Below are 12,119 nucleotides of genomic sequence, written 5' to 3'. Positions count from 1 at the left end.
ACTGCTTTGTTGGCACACCTCTTTTAGCCTTCTTCTATTTCTCTTCCATTTTTATCTCTTTAAATAACGACTCAATACGACGATGAAACTCGATGATATCTTCAAGGCGTTCTTCAATAATGGTTAATTCTGTGGAAATTTCATCCGCTTCATGCCCCTCCAAAAATATATTAATCTCTTTTAATGATTGCTTTTGGTGGCTGGCTGCTTCCAGCCATTTACCGATGTAGGCATTCATAAATGCTTTAAAAAGTTGGGAATTTGCTTGGTACAGGTCTTTTCTTTCCCCTTTTTTCCATACCCTTGTTACCAGATTCAAATCAGATAGACTTCGAATATTGGTGCTCATAGACGTTTTGCTTTTTCCCAATGCTTCTGCCATTTCATCCAATGTAAGCGGCTTTACAGAAATATATAAATGAGCAAATAAACGTGCTTCAGATGAAGTTAAATCAAACATTTCAAGTGTTTTTGAAAATTCCTGCATAATTTTATCCGTAATCTGTTCTGTCCGAGGTGTGTTCATAATATCCCCCTAACTGGTGTTGATTTAAGGTTACACTAATTTGATATTTATTAAAAATAGATAATAGGGACGTAAATTGGAGAAATTAAAAGTTAATGAAAGAAATACCGGTATAATTTTCATACAGAATAAACTGTACGTAAAATAAATACTTAAATAATAAAATTTAATGTTTGAATTGTATAGGTAAAAAGTTTATAGTATTGGAGTAGGTCAGATGAACGGGCTTTAATATTGAATAATTAACCAGTTATAATTACATTTATATGCATTTTGACTGAGTAAAAAGAAATGGGTAAAAAGCCATAATTTTAAAGGGGTGAGGAATTTTGCCGGTAATTGAAGCAAAGAATTTGTCCAAGGTCTTTGGTAGAAACACCAAACAGGCATTAGATCTTATGTCTAAAGGTTTATCCAAAGAGGACATACTCAAGGAAACGGGTAGCACAGTTGGTGTAAATCGTGCAACTTTCTCTGTAGACGAAGGAGAAGTATTTGTTATTATGGGCTTGTCCGGGAGCGGAAAGTCAACATTAGTACGGTTAATTAACCGGTTGATTGAGCCTACAGAGGGAAGTATTGAAATTGAAGGTGAAAACCTGGCAGCGATGGACAAAAAAGAACTGCGTAATGTGCGAAGAGACAAGTTAGGTATGGTTTTTCAAAACTTCGCATTATTCCCGCACAGAACCATTTTAGAAAATGCTGAATTTGGATTGGAGATTCAAAACGTTCCAAAAGAGGAGCGAAGAAAGAAAGCTGCAGAGGCATTGGAATTAGTTGGTTTAGGGGGATATATGGAACAAAAACCAAGCCAGCTTTCTGGAGGGATGCAGCAGCGCGTTGGACTTGCTCGTGCCTTGGCAAATGATCCGGAAGTACTTTTGATGGATGAAGCTTTTTCCGCACTGGATCCATTAATCCGTAAAGATATGCAGGATGAGCTGATGGACTTGCAGGCGAAAATGCAAAGAACGATTATATTTATTACACATGATTTGGATGAAGCCTTACGAATTGGCGATCGGATTGCTCTAATGAAGGATGGATCCATCGTTCAAATTGGCTCGCCGGAGGAAATCCTGGTACAGCCTAAAAATGATTATGTAGAAAAATTCGTGGAGGATATTGACCGCTCCAAAGTACTAACAGCCCAGCATATTATGAAGCGGCCGGAAACGGTTAATATCGAGAAACATGGTCCGCGGGTTGCGCTGGAACGTATGAGAGAAGAAGGCTTGTCAGGCATGTACGTTGTGGATAGCAAACGGAATTTAAAAGGCTATGTTACTGCTGACGATGCATCTGACGCAAGAAAGAATGATGTGAAAGATCTTAAGGAAATAGTAACGAATAATATACCTAAAGTGGATAGAGACACATCTTTGAATGAAATTTTTGACCTTATCCATGACGCACCAATGCCGGTAGCTGTTGTGGAAGATGGAAAATTGATTGGAATTATTGTTCGGGGTGCCGTTCTTGCTGCACTGTCCAGTGATGGCGAGGTGAATATGGAAAATGCTTGATAATGTATTGGATTTCGTACCGAGTATACCACTTTCTCAATGGGTTGAATATTTTACGGACTGGGTACAGGAAACATTCGCTATAGTGTTTGAGCCAATCAAAGAGTACTTCGGTAACTTTATGGACTTTACTTCTGACATGTTATTGGCAGTACCTGCTATTATTATCATTTTGTTAGTTGCTGTTATTGCATTCTTTATTACAGGAAAAAGATTTGGACTTGCAGCATTTTCCATTGTTGGTCTCTGGATAATTTACAATCAGGGCTTATGGGAGCAACTGATTAGCACCTTTACCCTGGTATTGCTTGCCAGTTTATTGTCCGTGATTATCGGTGTCCCTGTTGGCATATTAATGTCAAAAAGCAGGGTTGCGGCCGCAATTATTACGCCGATTCTTGATTTTATGCAGACGATGCCAGCATTCGTATATTTAATCCCAGCAGTTGTTTTCTTTGGTATTGGAATGGTTCCTGGGGTGTTCGCTTCCTTGATTTTTGCGACACCGCCAACTGTCCGTTTCACGAATCTGGGAATACGTCAGGTATCCAAAGAGCTGGTTGAGGCTTCAGAAGCATTTGGGAGCACCGGTGTTCAAAAGCTGTTTAAAGTGCAGTTGCCAATGGCGAGGGCAACCATCATGGCTGGTATTAACCAGACTGTAATGCTTTCATTATCCATGGTAGTTATCGCATCCATGATTGGAGCGCCGGGACTTGGAAGAGAAGTGCTTTCCGCATTGCAGCGTGCCTCGGTAGGACCAGGGTTTGTTGCAGGGGTAGGAATTGTGATCCTCGCAATAATTATGGACCGAATTACACAAAATATGAATAAAGATAAAAATGCTTAATCTTGTTGGTATCTTTTCTTGCAAAGGAAAAGTTTCCATATAAATAAAATATAGAAAAGGGGAGTTCATATTTATGTTTAAACAATGGAAACGTCTAGGGCTTGTAGCCGGACTTTCATTAACATTATTTGCCGCAGCCTGTGGTGGTGCAGATGAAGATACAGGTGACAACGGAGACGCTAGTGATGGTGACGATGGTGCAGCTACAGAAAGCGGCGAAATAGAATTGGTGTACGTTGAGTGGGATACAGAAATTGCATCCACACATGTTATTGGAAAGGTATTGGAAGATCAAGGTTATGATGTTTCTGTAACCCCACTTGATAATGCTGTTATGTGGGAAGCTGTTGCAAATGGAGAAGCAGATGCTATGGTAGCAGCGTGGCTTCCGGCAACACACGAAGCACAGTACGCAGAGTATGGTGATCAAGTAGATGAGCTGGGTGTAAATCTGGAAGGAGCCAAAATTGGGTTGGTTGTGCCTGAGTACATGGATGCAGATTCCATTGCAGATCTGGATCAGGAAGCAGGCCAGGCTATCACCGGAATTGAGCCTGGTGCAGGTGTAGTTGCTGCTTCAGAGCAGGCACTCGAGGATTATGATAATCTGGAAGATTGGGAAGTAGCAACATCGTCCAGTGGGGCAATGGCTACAGAGCTTGGAACAGCCATTGACAATGAAGAAGAAGTTATCGTAACAGGCTGGTCTCCACACTGGAAATTTGCTGCGTACGACTTAAAGTATTTGGATGACCCTGAAGGAACTTTTGGAGCTGCAGAAACAATTGAAACAATGGCTCGTGAAGGATTAGAAGAAGATATGCCTGAAGCATATTCCATCCTTGAGAACTTTTACTGGGAAAGTGATGCAATGGAAGAAGTGATGCTGGAAATCTCGGAAGGTGCTTCACCTGAAGATGCAGCAGCCGAATGGGTAGAAGGAAATCAAGATGTAGTGGATGAATGGATTCAATAAAGTCGTTTAATAATGGAGAGGCTGATACCATTTGGTATCAGCCTTTTCTATGTATTTTATTATAAGAATGGGGAAAGGGTTTACCCTGAGGGAATATTTTCTATCGGCATTATAGAAGACAAAGTAGAATATGGTATTTGATAAAGCATACCTCATGGTGCAAAACCTTGGAAAGTGGTGTTATTTATTTGCAGCAATAGATCATTCAATATGATGCACTCACATTGAAGCTTTCCAGTCCATAAATCAAATTTCTTTTTTCCTTCAAAGCCTATCTTCAGGAATAAATAATACAGCTTATCCTTATGTAGCAGGTTCATTCGAATGATGAGATATTCTAAGGTGAGTAATTCAGAGGATTTCTTTGGGGGCGGCATATTTAATAGTATACTAAAAAAATTAATAATCGCGGTTTATAAATCAAAATAAAACTCTCAGGTGCCTTAGGCATGTCATTGGGAGCAAATATAGAAAGCAGGTACAGCTTGGCATTTGCAGATGTAATATCTTCAATAGAGACAGATAATCATCAAAATTCTGCTATATTAATGTCGCCTTTAAAAAGAAGACACAGATCGCGCCAATAACTGAAGGTGCGAAGTAAAAAAGAGGCTGGGACAGAACCATTTTAGCAAACGAAAATCCGAACAACATTAATCTTATGACTCGCTCCGGAAATATACTTCGCTTTCCGTGGGCGGCTGGTGAGCCTCCTCGTGCTGTCGCACTGCGGGGTCTCACCGATGCCTTTGCTCCCACAGGAGTCTACGTATATTTCCGGAGCTACTGTGGTGGATGGTTCGTATTTTCAAAACTACTCAGAGTTCTGTCTCAGCCTCTTCACTTTTATTGACTTTTAACTTTTTCTTCAAGTTCTTTTAAACTTGTTTCAATTTGCGATAGATAGTTATGGATATTTTCCTGATGGGGCTCCACCGTTTCTTTCCAGTCCATCACCGTTTTTTTCATTTCCTGAGTTAAATCCTTTACGAGTATACTTCCTTCCTGGGAAGTTTTAAAAAGCTGCTCTTTTAGACGTACGCTATCCTCTTTCAGGTTATGGACCAGCTCTCTCCATTCCAATCCTTGATCTTTTACCCGGTTTCTCATTTGTTGACCGGATGCTGGTGTAGTTAATAAAGTGGCAGCAACCGTTACTGTTCCACCAACCAGAAATCCGAGGAGTAATGACTTTCTTTTTGACATATTGCTAAACTCCTTTCACTTCTTTTCTATATCTTACCTCTTTTTGAGGTAGTATCAAACGTAAATTCTTATGTAAGAAAAATTTGTTCACGCGGAGTGTTAATGGATGAATAATACACGTATGAGATTAAAAAAGAAATCCTCTGACAGTCAGGTGCCAGAGGATGTGATTTTTTCGTTTACACAATTTCAATTGGTCGAGATCGTTTAAGTATCCCTTGCACTATTGGATAAACAACGGCCATAATCAGTGTGTTCACTACCGCAGCAGGTAATACAACACCAATGAATAATGCTATAAATCCGCCTTCCATTAATCCAACGATGAATAAAGCAACGCTCAGAAAGATGGAACCACTGACCATGGTACCCACCGCAGTTAATGTTGGTGCACTGATATGGTCCTTTACTTTATTTCTGACTAATAAAAATAAAGCAAAGAAAATCAGCGCTGTAATCGGCTTGTCTATGAAGTTAGCAATCTGTCCGCCTGGTGCAGCAGTTGTTAATGCGGAAATTACTCCCGTGGCAACAGCCAGAATCACAACGTATTTCAACTTAGGAAATAGCATAATTCCCAAAAACATCATTGCTAAGATCATATCCGGCTTCACTCCGAACAAAATAGGCGGCACTACAGCGTGCAGCACAGCTCCAATCCCTACCAGCAGTGACAAAATGACCAAAATTCTTGTATTCATTTTTACCTCTCCTCTTCTCACAATCCTCAGCTATTTTACCGCTTGTCAAGAAGCGGAAGATTCATTTTCCAACTGTACACTCATTGTCAGCCGCGAAAACTTATCATTATTATAACAGATACGATAGAGAATAAAAAGCTTTCATTTAGATTTTAATAAGAAAATCAAGAAAATTTGCTGATTTTATTCCTTATTTGATATGCGCACTTATATCTTTAGCCATTTCCTGTAATTTTTCTGGTGTGTACTCGTCATTATGGGTAACCCAATTAGACGAATATCCATCTCCATCTCCGTAGCGCGGGATGATGTGGATATGCAGGTGAAAAACGGATTGGTCTGCCGGTGCTTCATTATTATTTAATAAATTCATGCCGACTGGTTTATACGTTTCCTTTACAGCATTTGCAATATCCGGGATTCTGGCAAACAACTCTTTCGCCACTTCTGGAGGGGTTTCATAAATATTTTTCGTATGTGTTTTTGGTATTACCAACGTATGTCCTTTTGTAACCTGGCTTAAATCAAGAAAAGCATAAACATGCTCGTCCTCATAGACCATCGCGGAAGGTAAATCACCATTGATGATCTTGCAAAAAATACAATCCTCATGTGCCAAAATAATCACCACTCCCTATCAGTTTGTCTACATTGTATAAAGAAATCAGCTTCAAAGTAAAGCAATCTGTGTTTTATGGAGATTTTATATACAGGTTAGAGACGACTTTTAGAAAATAAGATTAATGATAAAGCATTAACCATGGATAATTGCTTTTTTTATTATATGCTTAAATACGAATCGTGGCCGGAACTTTTTCCCGCATATTTATGACATAATTTTTGTAGCGATCAATGATGATGAGGACGGTATTCAGGCGATAGCTGACAACAACCCTGCCTGGGGTACGAAACATTATGTGGAATATGATGCTGTTCGGGAATTGACTGACCAATGATCAATATTGGCCCCATATGGCATGGACACGCATAAACGGCTGGAAAGGGCGGGAATGACGTATTCTTTTGAAGTGGTGCCGAACTTGACGAAGAAGGTGATTGGGAAAATGTTGGGGTGAAGTGCTGATTGGGTTGAGCACTGTCACTTCCCGAATTTTGTTGAAATGGAAGGCTGTCTCCTCTTTCCAGAACTTGTTGTTCGCAGCTATACTTTTTAAAAAAACAAAAACAGGACTGGCCCAATGGACCAGCCTGAGTGAAAAGCGAAGATGACGGAAATAACCTAATGTTGGGGACTTGGTAATCTATATGATTAAGTTACTTTACGCAATTTAACCTTATGATTACAAAAACCTTTTTGTCAGTAACTCATTTCGGTGAGTCATGTTCTGGCAAAAGGGTTTTAATCATTAGATTCGTTTTCTTTAAACACCTTCCATGTGATTTACAAAACTTATATTAGAATATCGATCACTAACACCACATTTGTGTAAATATACACGAAATTTCATTAGTTGCCGATCGCTAACACCTCATTTTGTGATTTAACACGTTTGGTGCATCTCCGCTTTTCATTATGTAGTTTGTGTCCTTTGCTATAATAATATACATGAGGATATAAAATTTTTGTCGATTTTTTGTTTACGGTATATTTTGGTTTTCTCCATTTTTAATGGTAAAATTAATGACTAGAAAGAGGTGTACAGTGTTGGAACCACTATTACATATTGAAAATTTGCATGGCGGCTATACCCATAAAAATGTATTGCATGGTATTTCCTTTGATGTAAAACCAAAAGAAATTGTAGGGTTAATTGGTTTAAACGGGGCCGGGAAGAGTACGACCATTAAACATGTCATCGGATTAATGCAAGCTAAAAAAGGCAGAGTAGCTGTAAATGGACAAGCCTTTCAAGAAAATCCGGAATTTTATCGAGCCCAAATTGGCTATATTCCAGAAATGCCGATATTATATGATGAGTTAACGTTACATGAACATCTTCGTTTGACAGCGATGGCTTACGGAATTCCTGAAGAAACTTATGAAAAAAGAGTGAAAATACTAGCAAAGGAATTCCGTATGGAGAAAAGACTGCACTGGTTTCCAGTCCATTTTTCCAAAGGGATGCGTCAAAAGGTGATGATCATGTGTGCCTTTTTAATTGAACCGCCGTTATACATTGTTGATGAGCCTTTTGTCGGCCTGGATCCATTAGGGATTCAATCATATTTACAAATGATGGATGAGATGAAAAATAATGGCTCCGGTGTTCTCATGTCTACGCATATTCTGGCAACGGCCGAACGCTATTGTGACCGATTTGTTATTTTGCATGAAGGGGAAATTCGGGCGATGGGAACCTTGGAAGAATTACGAAAAAACTTTCATATGCCTGAAGCCACCTTGGACGATTTATATGTGCAGCTGACAAAGGAAGAAGATAGCCATGTTTGACTCCCATGCATTTTATAAAAAAAGGATTTCGGAGCACTTAAAAGAGACAAGCCGTTATTTGCGCTATATATTTAATGGGCATCTGATGATCGCCATGTTTTTTTTCATTGCGGTTTTAGCATATTACTACCAGCAGGCCTTAGCCGATCTGCCGGAAAATTTTCCGGCTTCGATTATTATTGGGGGTGCTTTTGGTTTAATTGCAAGCTATAGTCCTGTACGTACGCTTTTAAGAGAGCCTGACCTCGTTTTTTTAATAGCGGCTGAAAGTAAAATGAATGCCTATTTCCGGAATGGGCTAATTTACAGTTTTCTCATTCAATTGTATGTGGTATTCCTAATAGCAGCCGCACTGGGGCCATTATATTTTGCGACTTTTCCGGAACGGACGGGCAATGTATATTTGCTGACGATAGCTGTTTTGCTTATTTTTAAAGTTGGCAATTTGGTTGCAAACTGGTGGATGCTAAAAGTAAGAGATCCGTGGATAAGACAAGTGGATATGGCAGTCCGCGTGGTATTAAATGTTGCTGTTTTTTATTTTATGGTGAATGGCAATATGTTGTTGGCAGGAATAGCCACGGTGCTTTTTGCTATTGTGTTTTTATATAATTATTCTATATCTAGAAAGCAAGCGGGTATTCATTGGAGTCTTTTGGTGGAAAAAGACAATATGCGTATGCAGGCTTTTTACCGGCTTGCCAATATGTTCGCGGATGTACCACATTTAAAAACACCGATAAAAAAGCGAGCGTGGCTCGTATCGCTCTTCAGCAATTTGCCTTTTTTGAAAAAGCATACTTATGACTACTTATATCGGATTACCTTTATTCGCAGCGGGGATTATCTCGGAATGTATTTCCGGTTAATACTCATTGGGCTGATAGCTATTTTTTACGTTCCGAATGTTATCTTAAAGGTGTTATTGGGGGTTTTGTTTTTATATTTGAGTAGTTTTCAGATGATGAGTCTTTACAAACATCACCGGACTATTATGTGGCTGGATCTTTACCCGGTTGATTTGACCATAAGGCAAAAATCATTGATCAATCTATTGTTTCAATTAACATTAATTCAAGCTGTCATATTTTCAATTCTGTTTTTGGTGATGCAATTGTATGTAGCGTTCGCTGTAATGCTTGTTGCAGGGGTCATTTTTAATTACCTATTTATTAATGGATATGTAAAAAGGAAGCTTGTCTGAAGCCGCGTCAAAAACCCTTCAAGAAAAACAGTCTTGAAGGGTTTGTATTTAATTGTGAAAGTCGTGCGGAATGCTCGTCCAACCGTAATAAAAACTTCCATTCTGCTCTAAGGAAAGACAGATAAAGCCTGAGTTTCCTATGATGAAAGCCTGGGATCTGCAAGTAACCGTTCAATTTCTTCTTTGTGATGTGTCTCATCGGAAATCAAGTCTTCCAGTTTCACCACAAGCTCTGTATATCCCAATGCTTCTGCTTGTTCTTTTCGCTTTTCATAACGGTGGATCGTAGCTGATTCTGATTTTAATGTTGCTTCGAGTAAGTCTTTTACCTCTGTCGGCTGGGGCACATCTGCAGTTTTTGTCGTTGGTGTGCCGCCGAGTGACTTGATTTTTTCTGATAAATATAATGCATGCCCCAGTTCATCACTTATTTCTGCTTCGAAAAAAGGTTTCAGCGCTGAACGATATAAACCGGACACGACAGAAGCACTATAAGTGTATTGAATGACTGCACCATATTCATGTGCCAAGTCTTCATTTAGTCCATCAATTAAATCCTGTACATTTCTATCCATTGTTAAAACCGCCTTTCTCATTTATTCTATTCATATAGATGTAAGTTCCCCGTTTGTTTATTTTAAAACTAAAATAAAACAGCGGGATAGGTCTTTCGGTTAATTACCGGAAAATTCAGCTTTATGGAAGAAAAGAACCGTCCCGGTGTTGCAAGGAGGCAGAGAGTTCTAAAATGAAGCGAAATTATTGGATTATATTTATTTTACTTTTTGTTGTTTTGTTTATGATGGGTGTATGGGTTGTTCATATTTTGCAGGGGAGGATGCCTTATGTTGATTTATGGACGAGGGAACCAGTAGAACTGTTTAGTGATACATTTATTTACACTTTTTTTCGTTATATAACAGAGTTAGGTTCTGAATGGTTTCTCGTACCATTTACTATTACCGTTGGGATCATTATATGGATTGTTTTTAAAAATTGGCTTCCTGCTTTGATATTTTCTGGTGGTACGTTGCTTTCTCATTTATTAAATATCCTGATTAAACATCTTGTGGAAAGGGAGCGGCCGAGCATTTATGAGGCTGCCAATGCAGAAGGTCATAGTTTTCCCTCTGGACACGCAATGGTCTCCATGGTTTGTTACGGTTTATTGGCTTATTTTATTGCCAAAAAAATAACCTCGGCAAGGGTGAAATTAGCTGTTCACATCTTTTTTGCGCTGCTTATATTATTAATCGGAATTAGCCGTTACATCATAAACGTACATTTTCTGACAGATGTTGTTGCAGGCTTTGTTACCGGTTTTCTGTTACTTGTCGGCTTGATTTACTTGTATGAAGCGCTTCACAGGTGGCAATCTCAGCCTAGAGACTGAGATAAAAGCAATCTTCAGTTGGTTTCTCTCGGTTTAGTCACAAAGTAATATAAATGTAAGACAAACTGAGAGGGGTATTAAGATGGAGACATCAGTACCAAATGAACAGGAAGCAAAAGTTCCTGTATTTAAAAATCGTAATTACCTTTTTTTATTCGTAAGTGCTTTGTTTTCTTCGCCTGGATATTTTGTATACCTTATCGGTGCAGAGTGGCTGATGCTTTCGATGAGTGATAATCGCTTTTATTTTGGGATGCTGTTTTTGGCTGCCGCACTCCCAAGACTCCTTTTACTCACTGCAGGAGGAATCATTGCCGACCGTTTTAATAAAAGAACAATTCTTTTTTTATCTGACTTGTTTCGTGCAATGTTGTTAATGATACTCGTCATTATATTATTTACCGATTCTATCGCAGTTTGGCATTTAATTACACTAGCAGCTTTCTTTGGCATTTCGGATGCATTCAGTTATCCCGTCATTAATTCATTGCCCCCGGCATTATTGGAAGAAGATCAATTACAGCGCGGGAATTCATTGATTCAGATGACAAACCAGATCAGTCCTATATTGGGGCCAGCGTTGGGAGGGACATTGATTGCTGTGCTGGGTTTTACGGGGGTCTTTACAGTAGCATGCAGTATGCTATTAATTGCAACTGTACTCGTGTTATTTATTCGGCTGGAAAAAGATAATAAGGAAGAATCCGGAAAGTCAGCTTGGATGGACTTAAAGGAAGGATTCGCCTATGCTCGGAAAAATGAACTGATTGTTTCTATCATTTTCATGGCTCTGTTCTTAAATTTTTTCTTTTCTGGGCCATTTACGATAGGTATGCCGATAATTGTTAAAGATATTTTCCAGGGAAGTGCTGTTAGCTTGGCAACTGTCCAGACATCACTGGGTGTCGGCGCGCTGCTTGGCGCCGTTATGCTTGCTGTCATTACGTTAAAAAAGCCTGGTGTGGTAATGATCGGCGGTTTAATCATACTTGGTGTCCTTTACACATTGACAGGCTTTTCAGCTAATCTTTTTCTTACTGCAGGACTAGTACTTGTCATGGCATTCGTACTGCAATTTATCAACATCCCATTAATAACAATACTGCAGAAAACAACAGAAAAACAAATGCTTGGCCGGATGATGAGCTTTCTAATGACAGTTTCAACAGGCTTAATACCATTGTCCTATGTTGTTACTTCATTATTAATTGCTGCTGGAATAAAAATGCAAACCATTATTATAATTAGTGGTATAATTATTACATTCATTGCCTTATTTAACCTGAAAAACAAAAAGATATTAGCATATCATAAAGGGTGA

General features: G+C 39.0%; 12 protein-coding genes. 7 read left to right on the top strand and 5 right to left on the bottom strand.

All coding sequences use genetic code 11. The features are described from left to right. Nucleotides 1-34: 34 nt before the first annotated feature. Entirely contained in the window at nucleotides 35-526 is a 492-nt protein-coding gene (locus tag ACDX78_RS02525; RefSeq protein WP_486025089.1) for a GbsR/MarR family transcriptional regulator, read from the bottom strand. Between the two features lie 329 nt (nucleotides 527-855). Between ACDX78_RS02525 and ACDX78_RS02520 the strand changes: the two genes are divergently transcribed. The 3 genes from ACDX78_RS02520 (at nucleotide 856) to ACDX78_RS02510 (ending at nucleotide 3,881) form a co-directional block, all read left to right on the top strand. Beyond that, a complete protein-coding gene (locus tag ACDX78_RS02520; protein ID WP_486025087.1) occupies nucleotides 856-2,055 on the top strand; it encodes a quaternary amine ABC transporter ATP-binding protein in 1,200 nt (399 codons plus the stop codon). After that, the gene (locus ACDX78_RS02515; RefSeq protein ID WP_486025085.1) at nucleotides 2,048-2,905 is read left to right on the top strand and encodes an ABC transporter permease; all 858 of its coding nucleotides are present in this window, start codon (nucleotides 2,048-2,050) and stop codon (nucleotides 2,903-2,905) included. The genes ACDX78_RS02520 and ACDX78_RS02515 overlap by 8 nt, the downstream gene beginning before the upstream one ends. 73 nt (nucleotides 2,906-2,978) lie before the next feature. Then, entirely contained in the window at nucleotides 2,979-3,881 is a 903-nt protein-coding gene (locus ACDX78_RS02510) for a glycine betaine ABC transporter substrate-binding protein (protein ID WP_486025083.1), read from the top strand. A gap of 846 nt (nucleotides 3,882-4,727) precedes the next feature. Here ACDX78_RS02510 and ACDX78_RS02505 read toward each other — a convergent pair. The 3 genes from ACDX78_RS02505 to ACDX78_RS02495 form a co-directional block, all read right to left on the bottom strand. Then, nucleotides 4,728-5,087 carry a YtxH domain-containing protein gene (locus tag ACDX78_RS02505; RefSeq protein ID WP_486025081.1) on the bottom strand — a complete coding sequence of 120 codons (360 nt, stop codon included), beginning with the start codon at nucleotides 5,085-5,087 and terminating at the stop codon, nucleotides 4,728-4,730. 179 nt (nucleotides 5,088-5,266) lie between these two features. Next, nucleotides 5,267-5,788: a tryptophan transporter gene (locus tag ACDX78_RS02500; RefSeq protein WP_486025079.1), complete on the bottom strand. Its 522-nt coding sequence runs from the start codon at nucleotides 5,786-5,788 to the stop codon at nucleotides 5,267-5,269. Nucleotides 5,789-5,978: 190 nt separating this feature from the next. Then, on the bottom strand, nucleotides 5,979-6,407 hold the full coding sequence (locus ACDX78_RS02495; RefSeq protein WP_486025077.1) for an HIT family protein: 429 nt from the start codon (nucleotides 6,405-6,407) through the stop codon (nucleotides 5,979-5,981). Between the two features lie 1,047 nt (nucleotides 6,408-7,454). Between ACDX78_RS02495 and ACDX78_RS02490 the strand changes: the two genes are divergently transcribed. Together ACDX78_RS02490 and ACDX78_RS02485 are read left to right on the top strand one after the other, a co-directional pair. After that, the gene (locus tag ACDX78_RS02490; protein ID WP_486025075.1) at nucleotides 7,455-8,201 is read left to right on the top strand and encodes an ABC transporter ATP-binding protein; all 747 of its coding nucleotides are present in this window, start codon (nucleotides 7,455-7,457) and stop codon (nucleotides 8,199-8,201) included. Beyond that, nucleotides 8,194-9,405, top strand: coding sequence for an ABC transporter permease (locus ACDX78_RS02485; protein ID WP_486025073.1), 1,212 nt, complete (start codon nucleotides 8,194-8,196; stop codon nucleotides 9,403-9,405). Before ACDX78_RS02490 ends, ACDX78_RS02485 begins: the two co-directional genes overlap by 8 nt. Before the next feature lie 137 nt (nucleotides 9,406-9,542). On the opposite strand, the gene ACDX78_RS02480 is transcribed toward ACDX78_RS02485, so the two are convergent. Continuing rightward, nucleotides 9,543-9,980, bottom strand: coding sequence for a ferritin-like domain-containing protein (locus ACDX78_RS02480; protein ID WP_486025071.1), 438 nt, complete (start codon nucleotides 9,978-9,980; stop codon nucleotides 9,543-9,545). Between the two features lie 173 nt (nucleotides 9,981-10,153). Between ACDX78_RS02480 and ACDX78_RS02475 the strand changes: the two genes are divergently transcribed. After that, nucleotides 10,154-10,798, top strand: coding sequence for a phosphatase PAP2 family protein (locus ACDX78_RS02475; RefSeq protein ID WP_486025069.1), 645 nt, complete (start codon nucleotides 10,154-10,156; stop codon nucleotides 10,796-10,798). 82 nt (nucleotides 10,799-10,880) lie between these two features. Next, entirely contained in the window at nucleotides 10,881-12,119 is a 1,239-nt protein-coding gene (locus ACDX78_RS02470) for an MFS transporter (protein WP_486025067.1), read from the top strand.

The organism is Virgibacillus oceani (assembly GCF_041521345.1).
In the GTDB taxonomy this organism is placed as follows: domain Bacteria; phylum Bacillota; class Bacilli; order Bacillales; family Amphibacillaceae; genus Virgibacillus_N; species Virgibacillus_N oceani_A.
The sequence above is the reverse complement of the archived record's forward strand: the minus strand, read 5'-3'. Positions and strand labels throughout refer to the sequence as shown.